This window comes from Aquiflexum lacus (genome assembly GCF_015476655.1).
Classification (GTDB): Bacteria; Bacteroidota; Bacteroidia; order Cytophagales; family Cyclobacteriaceae; genus Aquiflexum; species Aquiflexum lacus.
This window is the reverse complement of the sequence record NZ_JABFHF010000006.1, coordinates 152,668-175,677: the sequence shown is the minus strand read 5'-3', so window position 1 is coordinate 175,677 and position 23,010 is coordinate 152,668. Positions and strand designations below refer to the sequence as shown.

The following is a 23,010-nucleotide window of genomic DNA, read 5'->3' as shown; positions in this document are numbered from 1 at the left end:
TGATATCAATCCGGATATTGTTCGACATTTGTTTCTCCCAAGATCTCTTTTCTTATGATAGGGAGTTTGAAAAGCAATTTTTTCATTCCCTCAATATCCAACCTTCCTGTATTATGGGAGTGATATTCTTCAAAGTTGGAAACATTTGGTTCTCCTTCTGAAAAAAATTGGGCATAATTAAGGTCTCTTGTATCAGCAGGAATTCTATAATAATCACCCATATCTATTGCTTTAACCATATCTTCCCTATTGACCAAAGTTTCATACAACTTTTCACCATGACGGGTTCCTATGACCTTAATCTCATTGGACGCATCATACAGCTCTAAAAGCGCTTTGGCCAAAACCTCAATAGTAGCAGCCGGAGCTTTTTGAACAAACAAATCCCCTTGTTGACTATTTTCAAAGGCAAACCATACCAGGTCAACAGCATCCTCCAAAGTCATCATAAACCTTGTCATATTGGGATCTGTGATAGTTAAAGGATTTCCTGATTTTATCTGATCAATAAATAAAGGAATAACGGAACCTCTTGATGCCATCACATTCCCATACCTTGTCCCGCAAAATATAGATTTCGAATCATCAAGATTTCGTGATTTTGCTACCATAACTTTTTCCATCATCGCTTTGGACATTCCCATTGCATTGATGGGATAGGCGGCTTTGTCTGTACTTAATACCACCACCCTATTTACTTCAAATTTCTCGGCCGCTGAGAGGACATTGTCAGTGCCTAAGATATTGGTTTTAACTGCCTCAAGGGGGAAAAATTCGCAGGAAGGAACTTGTTTCAAAGCAGCTGCATGAAATATATAATCAACTCCTTTCACCGCATTTTCAACGCTAGCTAAATCCCTAGCATCTCCGATGTAAAATTTAACCTTTTTATTATTGATTTTTTTTCTAAGGTCATCTTGTTTTTTTTCATCTCTGCTGAAAATTCTGATCTCGCTAAAAGTATCCAAATGGACGAACCTATTGAGTACGGCATTTCCAAAAGAACCGGTACCACCGGTGATAAGTAGTTTTTTATTTTTTAACATTGTAGATTTAAATTTAATTATTTATGCCAGATTTTTTCATATTCAACAATTATTGATTCCATGGTATAAGCTTCCAATACCTTTCTTTTGCCCATTTTTGACATATGATTAAGATCAACTTCGCCTTCAATAGCTTTTTGAACAGCTTCCTGAATTTCTTTTACATCCCTTGGTTTAAAACAGATACCTGAAGCAAAGTCTCCAGGGAAATCCAACATCTCAGAAATTGCCCCCACATCTGTTGCTAAAACAGGACACCCACAAGCCATGGCTTCAAGTACTACATTTGGAAATCCTTCTGAATAGGATGGGAGAATCAAAGCCATACTGGTTTTCAGGATTGCAAAGATTTCAAATTTTCCTAAAACTCCCTCAAATGACAACCAATTTGTTTGATTATTTTTTTTTGTAATTACTAAAAGTTTTTCCTTTATCGCAGGTTCCACAGGTCCAATTAGTTTGAGATTGGGAGGATTATGAAAATTAGAAAAGGCTTCAACAAGCTCAAATACACCTTTTTCTTTGATAATATGGCCTATAAAAACAAAGTCTTTATTTCTATTAGGATTGGATTTGATCTTTGAGATTTCTTCCAAATCTGAAGAACATGGATTCGGAATTTGATGAACATTCGATTTTTGTTTAATATCTGTGAGAGCATTAAATGATTTTCTATCCAATACTATGACTTCGTTTGAAATTTTAGTTAATAAAACCAACATATACCACTCCCAATTTCTAAGTTGTGACAATTCAGGGATGCGGCCAAATCTAAAATGAACAATCAATTTAGATTTAGAAATCTTGCAGATCAAAGACACTAGAATATCTCTTACAAGCCCAAAAGATCCAGAAGTCGTTAAATGGACGGAGTATGGTCGTATTTTCCAGATTTTGCTAAACGCCAAACCAACTATACGACCTGCATCTAAAACTCCTGAGGTAATCCTAGCCAAATTACCAATATCTGTGATATCCCGAAACTTAATAGCTGTATCCAAGTGATACTTCTCCTGATATCCGGATTCTTTCAAATAAGTCAAAACATGAGAGGACCAAGAAGCAATGCCGCCAACTGGGGGGGGCAATGGTGACATAATCAAAACTCTCCTTTGTTTAATATCTTGTTTCATTTAAAATCCTGAAATCGGCTAAATCTCTAAGAAAAAATCTGAAAATTTCTTTGTAAAATTTCTATAGTTAAAATGAATTTCAGCTGAGGCTCGTGCATTTACTTTCATTTTCTCATAACTTTCTCGGTCTAATTCCAATGCCCTCTTGAGGGTTAAAATAATTGAATCCACTTGATGGTCTTTTGCAATTAAACCATTAAAACCCTCTTCGAGGTACATGCCTAAATCACTTGATATATTTGCCAAGACGGGTAATCCCATGCTTAGGCTTTCAACAAATTTTGTAGGAAACCCAGCCATAGCATAGCGTTTGGAAGGCCTGAAAAGTACTGAAAAATCTGCAGACCTAAGAAAATTATTCACAAATGATCTTGGTTGTTTTCCATAAGTTTTGACACTATTTCCAGGATACTTCCCATAAGTCATTTCTAATTCTTTGCCATTCATACCAAGAATATGAAATTCTATTTTTTTTTTGTCGGAATTGATTAAGCGAATAGCATCTATCACATTAAAAATCAAGTCTTTTTTTCCAGGAAATCCAGCGTAAACTAAATTAAGGAAATTGGGATTCAATTTGATCTCTGAAAGTTGATTTTGTGAGGCTATATCTTTATCAAAAAGAATAGGAACTCTTACCGTAGGCAGTCCTTTATTTTGATAATATTTTTCAAGAAGAGTACTGATGGCAATAACTCCATCGCATTTAGGAATCATAAAAGTCATAGAAACATGGACATCCCAGGCCATCGGCCCATATTTGCCGAATGGGAGATGGGAATAATCATACCATTCTACTATGTCTACAACCAATTTTATTCCCTTAGCTCTACTATAAATCCATAAAGGAACAAGTATCCTTAAAGAAGATCCGTAATATACTAATACTTCTGGATTCAATTGTTTTTTTTGAAATAGCCAACTGAATGCTATTCCACGAAAAAGAAAAAGAAAAAATTTCTCAAATAATCGTTTTCCTCTTTTTACATTAATTATGTCAAATCCCTCTAAACTTAAATGGGGAGTATTGGAATACCCCAAAATCTTAATGTCAAGGTTTTTATCCAAACGGATTGATTTACAATTGTTAATTATCCGAACTGTGGATGCAGTTAGATTCTCCTCAAAATCAAATTCCCCTATATAAATGATTTTCAACTTAGTTTTATTGGTTTAGAAATAAACAAAATCATATTTAACTTAATAAGGACCATCTAAACAACCGTTTTTTATTTCGCATCTACAAAAAAAAATCAACCTAATTTGCTTTAATATATGATCTAATTTCAAAAAAATCTTTTTTTTCTTGCCCTAAATAAGCATCAATTGCCTCAATCAAATACATCGAAATATATTAAGAATTAAAGTATTAATAGGGTTGAAATATATTATCTTTCAACTTTAAAGCCAATAGATTTGCCTAAATAAATAGAATCGTTTTGTTTTGCTACGGATAAATTTAAAGTATTGAAAATAACAAATATATTTTTTTTGTTGGTCTGGTTTGCATAAATATCGAAGGTCAATTTTTAGAATACTAATTTATCCTTTACAAGGATACATGAATTAACAATGCTTAATGATATTAATTTTTAGTCAGAATTTCCATATTTTCCCACCTTAACTATGCTTATTCTAATTAAGATTTCGGCCATTGTTATGCCAAATAAGACATTGCTCACAATGCCATTTGTAAAATAGACTCCTAGCAAAGCTGCTAGCAACATCATTGTAAATGTTGATTCATTGATCCTTTTCTCAGATATATCTTTAAAAAAAATCCGGGTTGTACTATTTGTTAGATGAATTATTGGAATGAAAATTAATAATCCTGCGGGAAGTCCATAGTACGAAGCGATTTTCAATGGAAAAATGTGTGGTGGAGAACCTTCAAAATTCTGACCCCATAACGGATTGTTTGAGATTGCATTGAATCCGTTAATATACCCTACAAATCTGGAAGTTACCGACACATTATCTTTGTCTGGAATTATAAAACTCAAAACATCAATTTCAATACTTACAAAAACAAAGAGGCTTAAAAGTAGAAAAAATAAAATTGGAGTTTTATTTTTTCTAATCTTCCACGGCCTTGAATATATGTATGCGAAAACCAAAAGTAAAAAAACTACAGGCCCCCTTGTTAAAGAGTTAAACCATAAGATTATTGAAATGATCAAAATGACTAATGCTATAATTTTTTGACTTTTAACGTTAGCAAAATCTCCTATTTTAAAAAATCCGGCTAGTGCAACACAAAATGATACTATAGAAAAAAAACCTAAGGCATTACTATTATGAAATTGTCCAAATTTTTGAACTTCATATTTATTGAAATTAAAAAAATATAACTTTGAATTAATTAATTTTTCTAAATCGTATAATTCAAAATTTTCATCCACTCTATAAACATATGTTACTCCATTAATTTCTGATAAATTTGATTTGCCAATTATTACAATTAAAGCCACAATACTATGAAATAGAATCAAAAAAACTATCAATTGATTTTGTCCTTTATAATATCTCCCTGCATACCAAATAAAAAAATAGGGGATTCCACTCATTATCAGTGTTGTTGTTATTTCAGCCCAACTATAATTATTTATAAATTTTGAGCCAATAATAAAAAATAAAGAGAATAAAAAAGGTAAAACATACCAATAAATTACTTCTTTCTTTCTAATCTTAGATGTAATATAGTAAACAGAATAAAACATTAAAATAAAAGTAGTAAGCCATATAAAAATTTTATAATAGGGGAAAAACGAATCAATGAAATATAAAATCCCTGCTGAATCTGTTACCGAACCACAAAGCATAAAAAATATTCCCCAACCTAACAGCCCTTTAAATCTAATCAATATAATTGAAATAGATAATAAGAGGAATACAAGAATTAATGCTATCATAACAACCTATAGCGACCAAATACCTTCTGCGCTTTCAGAGATTATCTTTTTAAATTGTATAGGTTCCCATATGGAATTAAGGAATGTCCAAGTTATTGAGACTATAATTACTCCATACACATCAAAATAATTTGCTGCTACAATAGCTAATGGAATGTGTAAAACAGCCTGAATGGTTGTCACAAAAAGTTGGAGTCTAATTTTCCCAACACCATTCATAAACATTCTAAATGTAGAATACCTCATTGTAAAAGTAAAATTCAGAAATATCAAAAAAAGCAATAAATAATCGACTTCCACATTTCCCTTCAACCATAGTTTGTAAAAAAATGAAGATCCAAAAATCAATAAAATTCCAATTAAAACTAACCCTAAAAAAACGGTATTCAATCTTGACATTATATTTTTTAACCATACCTTATCTTTTTTAGCATAAGCTTCTGTAGATGCAGACCAAAGAGGCGTAATAACTGCACCGTGTAAAATCATCAATAACCATAAATATTTGAATGCAATACTATAATCGGCAACTGATTCCGGTCCACATACATGTGCAATAATTAAAATATTTGACTGAAGAATTACCAGATTTAACAGTTGGATAACAAAAAATTTAAACCCAATTGAAAAAATTGAATTAAGATTAGATTTAGAGAAATATTCTACTCTGGGAAAGATGATTTTATAGGAACTAGAAAAATAAAATATAAACGCTAAAAAAATTGGTAAAACTTGGGAAATTGAAAGTACGACACCTAGTTGCAAAAAAGACGGGTTGTAAAATTCAATTATTAAAAAAATACCTAATAGAGATAGTAAATTACCACTTGTGGTTAAAAAAGTAGCTACCGAAGGCTGTTGCTCAGCCGTCTTTAAAACAGCAACAATATTTAAAACCAGTCTTAAAAAAAAAGTAAAGACCATAAATAGACCTACATTTTTTAGCTCATCTTTGAGATGTTCAGGTCCGTTTAATAAAATTGCCCAATTAAGGTTATACCCAATCAAGAAAACTATTGAAAACCCTATAGTACTAATTAACAAAAGAGAAAAAAAAGCAGTACTAACTAGACTTTTTATTTTAAGAAAATCATTTTCTGTTTTTGCTTCGGCGTACTTATTCCTTAAACCATGAGCTAATCCTATATCCAAAAAGCTGAACCATGTAACGAATGAAGTCAATGTAATCCAAACTCCATATTCTTCAACTCCTAAAAAGTCTAAGGTAATTGATACTAATAAAAAATTCGAGATTATATTAAATCCCTGAAACAATAGTATCAAAAATGAATTTTTAATGAACTTCTCAGTTCTAACACTTGCATTTTTTAAAAACGGAATGTTCATTAAATTCAGATAGGTAAGATATAATCAAAAAAAAATTTAAATTTTCTATTTATCGTTAAATAAAATAAATTTTTAGATAATTTTTTTTGATAATTTCTCTATAAAATTATAAAGTGGGAATTTAAAAGGTACATTTAAGAAAATGTACTAAAAAAATATGGGACCCAAAGCCTTTTGGTCCCATATGATTCAACAATCATTTCTTCAATTAAATGGTTTTTTTAAAAATTATTATAACCTTGAATCTACAAGTGATTTGTCTATTAAACCTTTGACATCAAAAACAACTTGGCTTTCTGATTTTCTTATATTCCAATCTCTAAACTCCTTATGCGCAACTGCCAAAATAATCGCAGAATATTGGTCTAAATTTTCTTTGGTTTTTCCATTGATAATTTCGATTCCATACTCATGCATCACCTCAGCAGGGTCTGCCCAATGGTCATAGACATCTACCTCTATATCAAAAGATTTCAACTCTTTGTAAATATCTATAACTCGGGTATTTCTTACATCAGGGCAATCTTCTTTAAAGGTAAAACCCAAAATCAATACCTTGGAATCAATTACCTTCAAATCCTTACGCATCATATGTTTGATTACCTCAGTGGCGACATGCTTGCCCATGGAATCATTTAACCTTCTACCTGCCAAAATGATTTCCGGATGATACCCAACTTCTTGGGCTTTTTGGGCAAGATAAAATGGATCTACACCAATACAATGGCCTCCAACTAATCCGGGCTTGAATGAAAGAAAATTCCATTTAGTTCCAGCCGCTTCCAAGACCTCTTGGGTATCTATACCCAAGAGATTGAATATCTTTGACAATTCATTCACAAAAGCGATATTGATATCTCTTTGGGAGTTTTCTATCACTTTTGCAGCTTCGGCTACTTTGATGGAAGAAGCTTTGTGGGTTCCGGCTGTGATGACAGATTTATACAACTGATCAACATATTCCGCCACTTCAGGGGTACTTCCTGAAGTAACTTTTAGGATTTTGGTAACTGTATGTTCTTTATCTCCCGGATTGATCCGCTCAGGTGAATATCCCACATAGAAATCCTCATTGAATTTTAAACCTGATACTTTTTCCAAAACCGGCACACATTCCTCTTCGGTAACCCCTGGGTACACGGTGGATTCATAAATGACCACATCACCCTTTGTAAGGATTCTTCCGATCATTTCGGAGGCCCTCAACATGGGGGTCAAAACTGGTTTGTTGTGTTTATCAGTTGGTGTTGGCACCGTAACGATGTAAATATTACAGGATGAAATTGGTATGATCGCATCGGATACTAAAAGTCCCTTTTTCTTTTCTTCCAGTTCAATGACTGTATTCACCAATACTTTTTTAAGGTCTTCATCTTCAACTTCTAGTGTTCTATCGTGTCCTTTTTGAAGTTGGTCGACTCTCTTGGGGTCAATGTCATAACCTACCGTGGCAAATTTTTCCCCAAAGGCTACTGCCAAAGGAAGTCCCACATATCCTAGGCCAACTATAGCTATTTTTGATTCTGATAATGATTTCAACATTTTAAAAATATTTAATTTGGTTATACGCTTTTCTGCAGGATGGAAGTTTTATTAGATAAACTGTAGGAATTCGGATGTCCGAAGTCCGATGTTGCCATCTCTTTTACATTCAAGCATTTTTTTGAATGTTTTTAGAAATTAACCTAATTTGAAAACTATAGACACCTAACCTCTTATACACCTATTCCATAATGTGTGAATCCCATTTCGGAAAGATACTTTTTGTCATAAATATTTCTACCATCAAAAACCACTTTATCATGCAATAATTTACCTATAGCTGACCAACTTGGAATTCTGAATTCTGACCATTCAGTCACTAGCAATAAGGCATCAGTATCTACACAGGCATCATAAGCATCCTTAGCATAAGTAATTTTATCGCCTACATATATGTGTTGCGCTTCTTTCATCGCAATGGGATCATAGGCTTTTACTTTAGCGCCCGCCTCTATCAATTCATCGATAATGACAATAGCCGGTGACTCTCGCATATCATCCGTATTGGGTTTAAAACTCAATCCCCACATGGCAAAAGTTTTACCACTTAAATCATCTCCAAAATGTTTTTTGATTTTCTGTACAAGAACATGTTTCTGATCATCATTGACATCTTCTACAGCCTGTAATACCCTCAGGTCATAGCCATATTTTTTACCGGTCTTGATAATAGCCTTGACATCTTTTGGAAAACATGATCCTCCATAACCGACTCCGGGATAAATAAACTTGTTGCCAATTCTAGGATCAGCACCAATACCCTTTCTTACCATATTGGCATCAGCACCTACCAATTCACATAGATTGGCGATATCATTCATAAATGAAATTTTGGTGGCCAACATGGCATTGGCTGTATATTTTGTCATCTCAGCTGATGGGATGTCCATATAGATGATTCTATCCCCATTCAATTGAAATGGTTTATATAAACGCTTCATGATTTCTTCAGCCCTCTCATCATCAATTCCGATGACTATTCGATCAGGTTTCATAAAATCCTCCACTGCTGCGCCTTCCTTCAAAAATTCAGGATTGGAAGCAACTGCGAATGGTAAATCAGAAGCCCTTTCATCCAAGGCTGATTGGATCGCAGCTTTTACTTTCTCACCCGTGGTAACCGGCACAGTACTTTTGGTAGCCACTACAATATAATCTGTCATCGTTCTACCGATTTCATCTGCAACGGCCAAAACATATTTCAAATCCGCAGAACCATCCTCTCCGGGAGGTGTGCCTACTGCGATAAATGCTACTTGGGAGCCTTGGATAGCTTCGCCCAAGTTAGTGGAAAACTGAAGCCTGCCACTTGCGAAATTTCTTTTGACGATTTCTTCTAAGCCCGGCTCATAAATAGGCATAATGCCATTTTTGAGGTTGTCAATTTTCTTCTGATCGATGTCAACACACACCACTTCAATACCAACTTCAGAAAAACATGCGCCTGATACCAAACCAACGTATCCTGTACCTACTACTGTAATTTTCATTTTATAAAAGTTTAATGATTAATAAATTAAATTTTGATTTTTCTAATGATCGGGACCCAATAGAAACATCTATTGAGATAGAATTATTTATTTTGGGTAAATTTAAATGGATGAACTATTAATGATATCGCAAATAAAATAATTTATAAATACATAAAAAAGAAATTTGAATATTATTTTTTGTATTTCATAAAAAAATATTTTAAGTTAATCTTTTTGGTTAAATAATCTTTCTTATCCTTTCGTATCCCACTGCTCCTTAACCCCTATCAAGAACTCTCTCCCAAAAATATAGCCTAAGGCCAATATCAAGCCCAAAAACACAAAGACAATCACTATAAGTGGTCTTTTTGGTGCTGATTTTTCAATAGGAATGGTTACAGGCTGGATAATGGAAAAAATAGGAGTGTCTTTACTGACTTGAAGTTTGGCCTGTTCCAGTTGCTTTGCCAATTCGGTATAAATATTAAAAGCAAAATTATACTCGGCCTCTAATTTTTCTAACTGATTTAAAACCAGGGCAGAAGAAAGATTCTGATTTCTATCCCTAAAGCTGGCTAATTTTTTTTGAATTTCTTCAAATTCGACTTTTTTCTCTTCAAACCTTTCTTCCGTAAATTTCAACTGCTCTCTTGCATTTTGTATTTTGAATTCAATGACTTCTTTTTGAAGCAGTTCCTCTGCAAATTTAGCCATTTGTGCCGACATCAAGCGTTCCGGCATGGAAAAAGACAGTGAAACAAATCCTTCTTTTTCATTGAATTGAATGGAAACCTGTTTGTCCAATCTTTTAAAATGTTCAAATTCAGTTTCTGAAACATTGATCAAACCAAAATCATTTGAAGAAGTACTATTTTCTTTATTCCCTTTGATAGCTTTTATCAATAATCCAGGTAATCCAACTGTGTATTTTGAAATTGAGGGTATCAATCCCGGACGATAAATGCTATCATAATAATATTGATAGGTTATTGGTTGGCTATTGCCTTGGATATTAAATGTCGCATTCAATAAGTCTTTCCTAAAGCTTACAGAAGAAACTATTTTAGGGTATAAACTTGGAGGAATTTCACTTCCACCTGCCAATCCACCCAAATTAATCCCTGCCAATGAAGCAAGCCCCCCCAAATTCCCGCCAACCTTTCCTTGTTCTGACGTCTGGGGAACAAAAGTAGATCCAGCGGTATATTCATTTTGCATGACTAATGCAACAAAAATACCGAGGATAGCAGATACAGCAACAATTGAAACTAAGAGCCTTTTTTTATCCCAAACAGTTTTTGCCAATTCCAACAAATCTATTTCATCGTTGTCATGGGTTGTCTGCTTATTGATTGATTCCATAAAACCTCTTTAAATAAAATTAATTTAAATATTATTGAATAATATTATTCACCAATAAACCCAGTGTTGCCAAACTAGTAGCTATGGCTAACCAACCTTGAAGTGGCATAGGTTCTCTATCAGGCTTTGCCGGTACAATGATCTCTGAACCCTGTTCAATAGTCGGATAAATTTTAAAAAACACGAAATTTTTTGTCCTCCTGACATCCCCATTGGCATATACTACGTACGAGCGCTTTTTCCTTGATCGATCGGTAAATCCACCTGCCCTGGAAATATAACTCTTGAATCCGGCATTTTCCCGGTACCTGGATGTGGTCGGAAACAATACTTCTCCCCTCATCCTGACTGTTTGCAATTGTTTGGGAATACTCAGTACATCTCCTTCCTGAATAATCAAATCGTTATTTCCCCCAGGATTAGAAAGAATGGCATTCAAATCAATTCCTATCATTTCTTGTGTTTTAATGGAAACAGGTTTACCATCTACACTATCCTCAACAATTAAACTTTCTATGGTCTCTCTTCTAAAATCGTCAATTAGCAAGCCTCCTTGTTTATTGGACAAATCTCCTCCCTTTTGGGTGATTTTTTGATCAATTCTGGAAAGTAAGATTTTTTCAGCTTCAGTCGTATCTCTTTGTATCCTTTGTAAATTTTGTTTGACTTCTGTCAAATTTGTTGATTTTATCTGATTTTCACTTGGGCTGGAATAAAACTCATTTCTTCTGATCAAAGTGGCACCTTTTGGATATGCAAACTGATTTAAGCCCCCTGACCTTTTCAGTAAATCTGAGATTCTTTCATTGGCATGGGCTATGGTATATTCACCGGGAAAGAACACCTCTCCTTCCACCCTTACCAATCTTTCCCTTTGAAAACCCGGACTTCTCCGCACAATGACATGGTCAAATGGGGTCAAGACCATATCTGCATTGTCACCTGTAATTTTAAGATTCCTATCAATATCTATGTGGAAAATTTCAGCCAACTTTCCCGAAACATCATCCTTGACCCTTCTGGCAATTTCAATCTGCGCTGAGGTAGCTGATTCTTTAAAACCGCCTGCTCTCAATACCAAATCAGCCACCTTCATGTTTTCACCAAATGCAAATGCACCGGGTTTATTTACCTCTCCACTGATAATCACATAGAATTCCTCCCTCAAGTCATAAATGCTCGGAATGTTCAATACATCTTCTCTTTGGAGCACAATGTCTTCTTCCTCACCATTCAAAATGGCGCCAATATTTACAGATACAATTTCCAGTGAAAAGTCCGGTCTTGTTCTATATAGTGCAGCTCGATTCATAAATGCGTCGTCTCTTATACCCTCCGCCCTATTCACCAAATCTTTTACTCCCATTCCCGGTTCCAAGGCAAAAGTTCCCGGACGCATCAATGCTCCTGAAATCTGAACCCTGTTTTCATACCTGTCCAATAATTCTCCAAAAATAAACTTGTCACCTTCCTTCGGCTCAAAAGAACCAAAATTCTGTCTGTCTATATTCTCTACTTTAAACTCCTGATCGGTTGTCCTATAAACAGTAGCCACTCCAGGATATGCTGAACTGGCAAATCCCCCTGCAAATCGAATGAGGTCCTCGAGATTTTCGTCACTTTTCATTTCAAACAATCCGGGTCTTCTGACAGGACCTGAAATCTCTACCCTTTTCTCTACCGGAGGTATCAATACCACATCACTGTCTTCCAACCTGATGTTGGCGGATTGGTTACCATTGACCAAGAAATCATAAATATCCATCTCAGCAACCATTTTGCTGTTTCTGTAGACCCTTATATTTCTAAATGAACCGTTTTGCTTGATGCCTCCTGCTGCATAAAGTGCATTGAAAACACTCGCAAATGATGAAAGGGTATAATTTCCGGGTGCAAAAACCTCTCCTACCATTGAAATCTGAATCGACCGGATATTGCCTACCCGTAATTGCATAAAGGTGTTGGGGGATGAGCCTCTTAAGCCTGAATAAATATTCCCCAATGCATTTGTTAACCTGCTTGTCGCAGCCTCCACACTTAAGCCTGAAAGATTAATAGGTCCTACATTTGGAATGAAAACCATTCCTTCACTATTGATATTTAAATCATAAGTAAATTGGGAAGCACCATAAATATCTACCAACAACTGATCCCCTGATCCCAAGATATAATTCTTTGGGGTTGGGATATTCATGTTGGGTGAAAAAGTCAATTTAGAATTTCTGAACAATTGATAGCCAAATATCTTTTCTTCCTCTTCTGTCAAAGGTTTCTCTTCTTCGATAATATCATCACTAAAATCACCTTCCTGAATCCACTGTCTGCTTTGAGATGTTTGGGGACTAGTGGATTCAGATTGTATGCCACCTTTGTTTCTGATTTGATTAATCCTAATCCGCAATTTTGCTACTTCAGTTGCCGGCATGCCTCTTTCTCTCGCCATGGCTTCAAGTTGCTGTTCGGACATACCCGATGACTCGGCCCTCTTGATCAATTGCTCAATCTGAGCATCAGTAAGATTGTCAACTTTTACATTTTGGATATCAGATAGGGATTGGCCTTGGACTAAAGAAACCGTAATTAGCAGTATAAACAGTGCTAAAAATAGTTTGATAGGGTTTGATGATTCTCTGATACTAGAGGTCATGGTTGAGTTTTTTGTTTGGATAGCAAGATACATGAACGATGTAAGTACAGTCTTATCTTAAAATTGGAGTCAATGAATTGTGTTTAATAATGCAAGCCAGCAAATTAGGCTTATTTGAGCAAATTTAGCTATTGGAATAAAATTTTAGCATAAATTGACGTTTACAGCTTCGCCCTTTCAGTCACATTTTTGATAAATGACTTAGCGGTAAAGACCAAAAAAAATTAAAGCTACTTCTTAAAAAGAACCAGCTCTTCATCGGCGTTGGACTTGCCGTTGATGTTGAATATGACTTTTCTATCTATCAGTTGCTCAATCCTTATTCCCAAATGGTCGAGGTAATCACCATTGAGTTCCTCTCCTTTGATCAGCACCTCAATGGTCCCCGAGTCAATGCCTTGGGCATAGTCTCCTGTCAACACCACCTCATTTACATCTCCCATCCTTTCAAGCACCGTTTCCAATAGCCTGTCAAAGCCCAGGTATTTTCGGATAAGGTCCTGCAAATTTGAAAAAAGGGGATGTTTTGGGTTAGCCTGATATTCAATCCTGTTTTTTTCTGCCACTTTTAACAAAAACCCTGCCTCAGTTAGGTTATTCAATTCCTTTCTGATGGCATTTGTTGATTCACCAAATTCCTCAGCCAATCCCCTCAAGTGTCCTTGATTTTTGGAATTACTGAAAAACTTGATCAATAATTTTAATCTGGTTTTTGATGTGATTAAGTAATCTAACATAAAAGTGACAGGCACAAAACGAGCAACAAAAGTACTCGCATGACCAATAAAAGCAAAATATTTTCAGTTATTTTAATTAGAATATTTCAAGAGGTAATTTTTTGTATTATTAATACAAATAGTTAGCTAAAAACAATTTTTTAAATATACATTCTTAGATCACATATGGCTTTTATAAATCCCCTGATCTCGCTTTTCAAATACTTTTTTGAAAAGAGAACCGGTCAATCCACTAAAGGCCCCAATCATAAAGCCAATCAGTCCAGTAGCCAACCATAACAAATTATCATTTGATAGCCCCATCAACTCAGCCATTTTAATAGGAAGCTCTGAACCGGAGTCTATAGATATCCAAATCGATAATGCTAACCATACCAAACCAAAAGATAATCCTGAACTAAAAAAAGATGTTGCTGGAGAGGCCCCAAGCAAGTATGCGAGGGATGCTACAATGATCATTATCCCCCAAAATGGAAAATAAGGACCAATGAAAAACACTATCAATGCAGTCAATATAAATAATGCGAAAAACCTACTCATAAGTCAATTTTCAAATATCGTAGTAAATAATACATTTTCATTTCCATTCTCATTCCTCAAATCAAAATTAACATACTCTCCATTTGCCCACTTTTTAAGGAAATTATTATAGTACTTACTCCCAGGGTTTCCGGATTGACCTCCTGGATAAATTCCAAAAGCTTTATTTTCTTCCCCCAATTCGACCACAAACCGCCAACTAGCACCGCTTCTTTCGCTGGTGGCGTTCAATATGCCCCTACCACCTCCTGTATAAATATTGGTGTAGCTGAAAGATTTGAAATTTGGTACAAGATGCATAATGGATGTTCCCTTGAAATTGGCCCATGAATATCCCCCTTTTTCTTCTTCCCATTCATTTATTTCTGCTGACATAGCTTGGAAAGATGACCAAACTATATCCGAGGCAGTCTCTATAACTTCAGTCTCAGGATTGTCAAATAGCGCATCATCCGGGAAATTAATCAATAAGCGCCCTGTCTCATATTTATTGGGCAGAACGATGGATTTTTCACTTTGCTCCCATTTTGACCAAACCCCATCAGAGAAGTGTTTCCACCAAGTATGAAATAAGGCAGGTTCTTCCTGGTTGGGAAAAGTGTAGTAATTCCATTCCTGTAATTGCTTTAAATATTTTTTGGCCTTCAGATCCAGTTGTTCAGAGTTTTCATTGGTCAATAAATCCAACATCACAGGCAATATTTCTGAGGCATGAAGATGGAAATTATCAAATTGAAGCGCCATCATATCTTCAATAGTGATATTTTCCATTTCGTAAAGCCTTTTGTTTATCCTTCTGTTTCTGTAATGTTCAAAACTATTGTCAAAGATATAATAGGGATATGACGGATCTGTTGAATGTTGGTTAGCGGAGGAGACAAAGCCTCTTGACGGGTTTAATGTAGAAGGATTGTGTTCGTTTGGAATAAAACCCTTCCACTCAAAATCAGGGTCATTACCATCCATCAAAAACTTGCCCTGACCTTCCCATTTTAATGGAAATCTTCCCTGAACCTTCATGGCTATATCTCCACTTTTTGAAGCAAAGACAAAGTTTTGTGCGGGTGAGGTGTAGTTGTTCAAAGCAAGAATGTAATCTTCATGATTTTTCGCTTTGTTCAAAAGTAAGAAGGTAAGTTGTTCATTGGACTCCATATGGGCTGTCCACTTGAGTGAAAAATTCACATCCTGCCTATTGGCCCTAAAGTTTTTATCATATACCACAGGTCCATGGTGTGTGTAAACTACTGAGTCAATAAAACTGGGTTCTCCTTTTATTTTTATCTCCTCCAATCTGAAATTACTTGGTATCCACTGATCATTGTAGAGATAATCTATTCTTTCATCATTTTTAAACTGAATAGCGTACCAATCTCTTGTATCTCTGGTGGCATTGGTAACTCCCCATGCAATATCTTCATTGAACCCGGAGATAATCCCCAAAGCACCGGGTAAAGTTGCTCCTTTTGAACTGTGGCTAGGTGAGGTCAACTGCATGGAATACCATAAAGAAGGAAGATTTAAACTCAGATGCGGATCATTTGCCAAAATGGGGTTTCCATTTTTGGTTTTTGATCCTGAAACAGCCCAATTGTTTGAACCTATTCCGTCCTCAGGCTGTGGTAAGGTTTTAACAAAAATATCTTCCTCAGGATAAACAATATCTTCAGGAACTTCTATTTCAAGCGGTTCAAAATCCCAAATTCTTTCTGCTTCAATCACAGGATCATTTTCCGCGGGAAATTCCGGATATAATCGATCCATCATTTCTTTGCCGATCTGATTTCTGAGATTGGTATATTCCAAGTCTCTGTCATTGACCAACATATCTGCCATATACTTTAGCAGCAGCAGTGATTTATAGGGATTCCAGTTTTCAGGCTTATAATCCAAAATTTTGTATTCAATGGGAAGCCTTGATTCTTTTAGGTTTTGGATATATTGATTGACACCTTCAGCATAAGCCACTAATAAAGTATATGTATCTGGATAATTGTTCTGAATATATGTCTCTGAAATTTCAGCACTGTAAGGGAGACCTTTCCTTCGGGTCATCCTATCCAGCTCCAAAGCTACAGGTCCAACAATTTCCGAAACTCTTCCTGCGGCAGCCATAGTCTGAAATTCCATCTGCCATAACCTATGTTGCGCAGTGACATATCCTTGTACCATATACAAATCCTCCTCATTTTCCGCAAAAATGTGCGGTATCAGATTTTCATCGTATACAACTTTTACTGTGCCTGTCAGTCCCGGTATATTGATTTCTTCCTCTTTGAGCTGATCTTCACTATAGGCGTTTTGCCAGAAACCCCGATGCGGATCCAATAATTTTCCTATTGGAGGTATAGAACCAATTTGTAATGAAAGAGCAACGCCTAATGCAAGGGTGATTGAAAAGGCAAGCAGGAAACCAAAATATCTCATAAAATTAGAGGTATAAAAACCAGCATTGAAATTAGCATTTATAAAATGATTTTCTAGTTTAATTTTAAAAAAAAGAGCCACTTGATCGATCAAGTGGCTCTTTTTTTTTAATTTTTTAAATTTGTTTACTGAATGACTATAGGCAGTTTCAATTTCTCCCATCTCACAACAATTCCCGGAGATTCGATGGCAATACTCAATTGCTCCTGACTTTCGTTTACCCACTCAGGAGTTGATTCTACCCGCAAAACATCGTTTTCCTCCTTGTATTGAAAATGGCCGTGTTCAAGATCCCATTCCGAATTGAAAATAACAGTCCATTTTCCAGAAGCCTTGGGTATGGTGAATAAGGAATATCTTCCCGCAGGAAGCGTTTGACCTTCAACAGTTACGTCTGATTCAAAATCAACGAATGTAGATTCATTTGCACCAGTTCTCCAAACTTCATTGTAAGGCACCAAATCTCCCCAGACCACTCTACCTTTTACAGAAGGGGCACCATATTGCATCATAAGTTTTGAACTTCCAGCGGTTCCCTCCAATGTTCTAAGAGGACTTGCCCGGGTTTCAGCGGCAGGTTTCTCTTCCATGGACATTTCTTCGGAATCAGAAGATTCGGTGCTTTTCTCAGCACCACATCCTGACAAAAGCATTGTTCCAGCTGCAAAAACAGCTAACATTAATACGTTCGATTTTTTCATAGAATAGTAATTTTCGGACTCGAAGATAAATATTTTTTTTCCAACAAAAACAAAATCTTCTTTTTTGACTTTTCTGAAGATTCAAAAGCTAGCGGTTATGAATCTTTTGAGACTGGGGAAAAACCAAAATATAAATCCACGAAAAAAAAAGGCTTTTTATTTTGATCCGTATATTGTTTATTCAGCATTATTTTATGATTCACCATTTATTACTCCAAACATGAAAGCCGTATTTTACGAATTAAAAACAGGAATAATATTGCTGTTAACCACATTAATATTTTGCTCTTGCCAGCAGGAAGGTGTCAAAACAGAAAAACTTGATAATCCCTTTTCAGGCCCTAGTCCCTGGCCTGAGATAAGAAAAGAAAGGATTCAAAAACTATTGCCAGAAGCCATGAAGTCAGCAGGCGTAGATGCTTGGGTAATTATTTGTAGGGAAAACAACAACGATCCCATTGCACACCATATTGGAGGTGAAAATGCCGGTGGAACTGCACTTTTCCTTTTCCATTTGGAAGGTGATAACGTCAGATCAGTGGTTTTTTCTCCAATAGGAGAAGCAACGGCACTTGCAGATCTTAAGATTCATGATGAGGTCATCCCTGTTGAAAGAGGAAATAATGCTATCAATGATGCCTCAACATTTATTCTTTCTAAAAACTTGAAAAAAATCGCAGTCAATAGTTCTTTTGAAAACGCATTATCAGACGGCCTTAGCTATACCCAGAGAATCTCACTGGAGAATACACTTGCCGGCCAAAACATGGTTTCTTCTGATGACCTTGTTTATGAATGGTTATCGGTGAAACTTCCTGCGGAAGTGGAAATCATGACTAAGGCAGCTGAGTTGACAGCAAAATGGCAATATGAAGCCTACAAACAAGTAGTACCCGGCAAAAGCACCGATGCGGACGTGGCGACGTTTCTCAAAAACAAATTAGCTGAATATGGACTAAAAGACGGATGGTCCCCAGACCAAAATCCTAATGTTAATTCCGGTCCCGATAGAGGTCACTCCCATTCTACAGAAAAAGTAATCATGCCCGGTGATGTCATCCAAACGGATTTTGGCGTTAGGGTTTGGGATATGTGGGTATCTGATATTCAAAGGTTTGCCTACGTCTTGAGAGATGGTGAAACACAGGCCCCTGATTCGGTTCAGTTCTATTTTGAATCTTCCATTGGTGGAAACAGAATAGCCTTGGCAGCAATGAAGCCAGGAGTTTTGGGTTATCAGGTAGATAAAGCTCAGAGAGATTGGATGGCCGAAAGGGGTTCTGAATACGTCATGTGGAGCACCGGACATCCTGTAGGATATGTTGCCCACGACATTGGTCCCAGTTTGGGCGGTGGATTACTTCCTGACCCAAGTGTGAGACCTGCTGCTATGAAACCTTTGAAGGAAGGGATGTTATTCGCTTTTGATGGCTTTCACGCTTGGAAACTGCCTGATGGTGGGACAAAAACGATGTCTGTTGAAGAAACCGCTGTGGTCACCAAAGATGGGGCCCGGTATTTGATTTCTCCTCAAGAAGAATTGATTCTAATAAAATAAATAAAACAAAAAATCAACAAGAAAGAGGTTAAATCCTGTACCATTTGGAATAAGTAGGATTAAGACATAATTTCGTTTCAAACTCCGGATATCAATGGTCAGATTTATCACCTCTTTCTTTTTTTTGGTTTCATTAGCTTTATTTTTCAGTGTTTATATTTCTCCGGAATTTTTCCCTTACGTGGGTGTTGTCACACTCACTATTCCCATCCTTCTTGTTATCAATGCTTTTCTCTTTATAGCCTTACTGTTTGCCAAAAGAAAATTACTCATACTACCCTTGATAGCCCTGATTGTTGGTTGGAAGTTTGTCGGTGTAACGTTTCAATTCAGACCAAGTGTAGGGCAGGAAGAAGGGCTTTCTGTTTTGACTTACAATGTCCATATGTTTACTTATTCCAAAAATGGAGGAGATCGGGCTTTGAGGGGACAAAATCTGATCAAATGGCTTCAGGATAATCCTGCCGATATCAAATGTTATCAAGAATTTTACCAAGACCTAACCACCCCTTCCAGAAATACCTTGAAGTTATTGGGAACAGAGACAGGCTACAATCACTCTTTTCAAATCATCCAAGGCAATCCAAAACGCAGGTCATTTGGAATGGCCATTTTCAGTAAATACCCAATTGTGAATGATGGCGTTGTATTGGATTCAAGAAGCACCAACGGAATTATGTTTGCGGACGTAAAAGTCGAAAAAGATACCATCAGGATCTACAATGTCCACTTAGAATCCATGAATATTCCCTCAGAAGGATTAAATAATCTTGACGGAATCAAAGACAATTATAAGGTGACACTTAGAAAACTCAAAAGGGGTCAGGTTGCCCGGGCGTCTCAGTTGGATATTTTAATGGAACACATGGAAAATAGTCCCTATGCCAATATTCTTGTAGGTGACTTCAATGACGTTCCTTACAGTTACACTTATTTTACTTTGCGGGGAATTATGCAGAATGCCTTCGAAAAAGCAGGAAGTGGTTTTGGATTCACCTATAATAAGGTGCTGTTTTTTCTGAGAATTGACCATATTTTTTCAGATGATCTTTTTGAAGTCAAAGGTTTCAAAACGCATAAGGAAGTTGACTATTCCGATCATTATCCCGTTTCAGCGGTATTCACTTGGGAAAAACCATTGAGAAAATATGCTCAGGAATCTGAGGAATGATACTTATTTTCTTTTTAAATTATTTTGTAGTTGGATCAACAAAACCGGAAGGAGAATCAGGTCAGCCAGCACTGCAAATACCAAGGCCATACTGATCAACAATCCCGAATAATAGGTGACGCCAAACTGACTGAATACCAATATTGAAAATCCTGAAACCAAAATAGCTGATGTTAAAATAATCGCTTTGCCAGTTTCAATAAAAGTCCTTTTGATGGCATAAATCCATGAACTTCCTTTATTCAATTCAATCTTGAACTTGGACATGAAATGAATACTATCGTCTACCGCAATTCCAAAGGCCACTGTAAACAAAATAGCTGTGGTCAATTTCATTTCGATACCCAAAATCCCCATCATTCCCAACATCCAAAGCAGCGGAATAATATTAGGCACAAGAACGATGGTTGAAATCCTCCATGATTTAAATAAAAAACCCATGATGATGGCAACAATCAAAAAAGCCAAACCCAAACCTTTTGCCATTTGCCAGGTAACACTTTCATGACTGATATCAATTAAATGCGAAGTGCCCGTCAATTTCACTTTCAAAACTTCTGAGTTTATTTCACTGTCAAAAAATTCAAAAAACTCCTCATTCAATTGTTTTGACTTTTTACTGCCAAAATCTTCCGTTCTTGTGGAAATTCTTCCCTGTCTAAAATCCTCTGAGAGCACTTTTGAAGGAAAAACTCCTATGGCATTGGGAATGTAATCCTTCAATCTCAGAAACTGACCCTGACTTGGGATAGTATAAGCCTTCTCATTTCCTGAATTCTGGGACTGATTCAATTTTTTGACGATTGTCAAAGGCGATAAAAGAGCGGCACTTTGATAATTATGCTTGATGAAATCCTCCAGCCTATTCAATTCCCGAAGTACTTCAAGCTCTAATAAATCCTCTGCCTTTTCACCCACTTCCAAATAAAACTCCAAAGGTTTTGACCCACCAAACTCCTCATCAAAAAATCTAAACTCTTCCATGAGTTCATGGTCACGGGGTAAATTATCCAGAATATAACCATTGATCTGTACCCTACTGGCTGCGAATAAAAAAAGTATGGAAATTATAGTAAATGAAACAAGCACGGTTCTTTGATGCCCAAGTATCCAAATAAAAATCCTCCTCATTCCAATCCTCCATCTATTTTCATTATAAGAAAGAAGGGCTGGATTTTGAGGAGAAAAGATATAAAGAAGCCCCGGTCCCACTGTAATTACGGATACAAACATCAACATGACCCCAATACCTGTATATAGCCCAAAATATTTCAAGCTTGGAATACTTGTAAAATAAAGAGAAATAAATCCCAAAGCTGTGGTCAGACAAGTCAAAAAAACAGCAAATACCAATTGAGAAAAAGCTTGTTCTATAGCTTGATGCTTTGGCAAACCTTTTCTTGATAGGTTAATGAAATAATTGAAGAAATGAACTAAGGCCGCCAATCCGATAACCGATAGAATGGTCGGCTGCATCACCGACATGATATCCAGCGCTTTTCCAGTGTATAGTGAGAAGGAAATTGTCCAAATTATTCCGATAGCCAAAGCGATAACGGGTATTAAGATTCCCCACCAAGATCTAAAAACAAGAAATAGGACAACCACGATCAACAAAAAAGATAATCCTAAAAAAAATGAAAACTCTGCTTGCAATAACGATACAAATTCTCCCTGAGCTTTAATTTTTCCTGCTGAATGAATCAATTCAATATCCGAATCAGCCAACAAAGCTTGGATGTTTTGATACAATAAATCACCATCCTCTTTTTTGATTTGTTGTCGGTTTTTGACGATCACTAAAAGATATTTTGAATCCTTACTGATGAGGTTTCCATTCCATTGTTCAGAATTCAGAATCTGCTTTTGTGATTTATTGAGGGCTTCCTGACCATTCCAATCCAGCACTTTGGCATTACTGATACCAAAAGGACTGATAATAGGTTCTTCAAGGTCCAAAAGTGAAATTACATCATCAACATCTTTCAACTGTTTCATTTCTTGGACAAGTGCCATGGATGCATTTAAAAACCCTGAATCAAATACGTCTGGATTCCTGCCCAATGCAATCAACAGGTAATCGTTATCGTTCTCAAAGTTTTCCCTAAACGATTGATAGAAAAACAGTTCATTGTCATCTTGTGGAAAAAAGCTTTCAAAATCATAATCAAATGCAACCTTTGGCTGAAAAAGAAAAATGGCCAATGTCAGTGTCATCGAAATGCCCAGAAGAAAAAAGGAGTTGTTTTTTTTAAACATAAGTCTTGTGAAAGATACTTGATAGAAACCAAAATGTTTTTCAAGTGTCGCAAAATAGCAAGTTATTTTTGCAGAATTGAGTTCCTACTTATTTTCCGGGAATAGCAAATCCTGCTTTCCTATTTTTATATATCTTCCTATCTTGCCAGCCATTAA

16 protein-coding genes are annotated in these 23,010 nt (G+C 35.9%); 2 read left to right on the top strand and 14 right to left on the bottom strand.

Translation table 11 applies throughout. The features are described 5' to 3' along the window. Positions 1-5: 5 nt before the first annotated feature. The 13 genes from HMJ38_RS08020 to HMJ38_RS07960 form a co-directional block, all read right to left on the bottom strand. Complete coding sequence (locus HMJ38_RS08020; RefSeq protein ID WP_194973852.1) at positions 6-1,046, bottom strand: polysaccharide biosynthesis protein; 1,041 nt, start codon at positions 1,044-1,046, stop codon at positions 6-8. Positions 1,047-1,063: 17 nt separating this feature from the next. Further along, the gene (locus HMJ38_RS08015; RefSeq protein WP_194973851.1) at positions 1,064-2,179 is read right to left on the bottom strand and encodes a glycosyltransferase family 4 protein; all 1,116 of its coding nucleotides are present in this window, start codon (positions 2,177-2,179) and stop codon (positions 1,064-1,066) included. Between the two features lie 18 nt (positions 2,180-2,197). After that, positions 2,198-3,247 (bottom strand): glycosyltransferase, encoded by a 1,050-nt coding sequence (locus tag HMJ38_RS08010; protein WP_194973850.1) that lies wholly within the window; start codon positions 3,245-3,247, stop codon positions 2,198-2,200. A gap of 524 nt (positions 3,248-3,771) precedes the next feature. Then, positions 3,772-5,091 carry a hypothetical protein gene (locus tag HMJ38_RS08005; RefSeq protein ID WP_194973849.1) on the bottom strand — a complete coding sequence of 440 codons (1,320 nt, stop codon included), beginning with the start codon at positions 5,089-5,091 and terminating at the stop codon, positions 3,772-3,774. A gap of 6 nt (positions 5,092-5,097) precedes the next feature. Continuing rightward, positions 5,098-6,438 (bottom strand): lipopolysaccharide biosynthesis protein, encoded by a 1,341-nt coding sequence (locus tag HMJ38_RS08000; RefSeq protein WP_194973848.1) that lies wholly within the window; start codon positions 6,436-6,438, stop codon positions 5,098-5,100. A 231-nt stretch (positions 6,439-6,669) separates the two neighbouring features. Next, on the bottom strand, positions 6,670-7,980 hold the full coding sequence (locus tag HMJ38_RS07995; RefSeq protein WP_317174505.1) for a nucleotide sugar dehydrogenase: 1,311 nt from the start codon (positions 7,978-7,980) through the stop codon (positions 6,670-6,672). Positions 7,981-8,153: 173 nt separating this feature from the next. Next, the gene (locus tag HMJ38_RS07990; protein ID WP_194973847.1) at positions 8,154-9,470 is read right to left on the bottom strand and encodes a UDP-glucose dehydrogenase family protein; all 1,317 of its coding nucleotides are present in this window, start codon (positions 9,468-9,470) and stop codon (positions 8,154-8,156) included. 234 nt (positions 9,471-9,704) lie between these two features. Next, a complete protein-coding gene (locus HMJ38_RS07985; protein ID WP_194973846.1) occupies positions 9,705-10,814 on the bottom strand; it encodes a Wzz/FepE/Etk N-terminal domain-containing protein in 1,110 nt (369 codons plus the stop codon). Between the two features lie 31 nt (positions 10,815-10,845). Next, the gene (locus HMJ38_RS07980) at positions 10,846-13,461 is read right to left on the bottom strand and encodes an SLBB domain-containing protein (RefSeq protein WP_194973845.1); all 2,616 of its coding nucleotides are present in this window, start codon (positions 13,459-13,461) and stop codon (positions 10,846-10,848) included. A gap of 230 nt (positions 13,462-13,691) precedes the next feature. Then, positions 13,692-14,198 carry a helix-turn-helix domain-containing protein gene (locus HMJ38_RS07975; RefSeq protein WP_194973844.1) on the bottom strand — a complete coding sequence of 169 codons (507 nt, stop codon included), beginning with the start codon at positions 14,196-14,198 and terminating at the stop codon, positions 13,692-13,694. Between the two features lie 159 nt (positions 14,199-14,357). Further along, complete coding sequence (locus HMJ38_RS07970) at positions 14,358-14,738, bottom strand: hypothetical protein (RefSeq protein WP_194973843.1); 381 nt, start codon at positions 14,736-14,738, stop codon at positions 14,358-14,360. A gap of 3 nt (positions 14,739-14,741) precedes the next feature. Beyond that, positions 14,742-17,165 (bottom strand): penicillin acylase family protein, encoded by a 2,424-nt coding sequence (locus HMJ38_RS07965; protein WP_194973842.1) that lies wholly within the window; start codon positions 17,163-17,165, stop codon positions 14,742-14,744. Between the two features lie 125 nt (positions 17,166-17,290). Further along, positions 17,291-17,866, bottom strand: a complete 576-nt coding sequence (locus HMJ38_RS07960) for a DUF2911 domain-containing protein (protein WP_194973841.1) — start codon at positions 17,864-17,866, stop codon at positions 17,291-17,293. Between the two features lie 220 nt (positions 17,867-18,086). Here HMJ38_RS07960 and HMJ38_RS07955 point away from each other — a divergent pair, with 220 nt between their 5' ends. Together HMJ38_RS07955 and HMJ38_RS07950 are read left to right on the top strand one after the other, a co-directional pair. Then, complete coding sequence (locus tag HMJ38_RS07955; protein ID WP_194973840.1) at positions 18,087-19,424, top strand: M24 family metallopeptidase; 1,338 nt, start codon at positions 18,087-18,089, stop codon at positions 19,422-19,424. Positions 19,425-19,518: 94 nt separating this feature from the next. Continuing rightward, positions 19,519-20,595, top strand: a complete 1,077-nt coding sequence (locus HMJ38_RS07950; protein ID WP_194973839.1) for an endonuclease/exonuclease/phosphatase family protein — start codon at positions 19,519-19,521, stop codon at positions 20,593-20,595. Between the two features lie 3 nt (positions 20,596-20,598). Here HMJ38_RS07950 and HMJ38_RS07945 read toward each other — a convergent pair whose 3' ends face one another. Beyond that, entirely contained in the window at positions 20,599-22,854 is a 2,256-nt protein-coding gene (locus HMJ38_RS07945; RefSeq protein ID WP_194973838.1) for an efflux RND transporter permease subunit, read from the bottom strand. Positions 22,855-23,010: the final 156 nt, after the last annotated feature.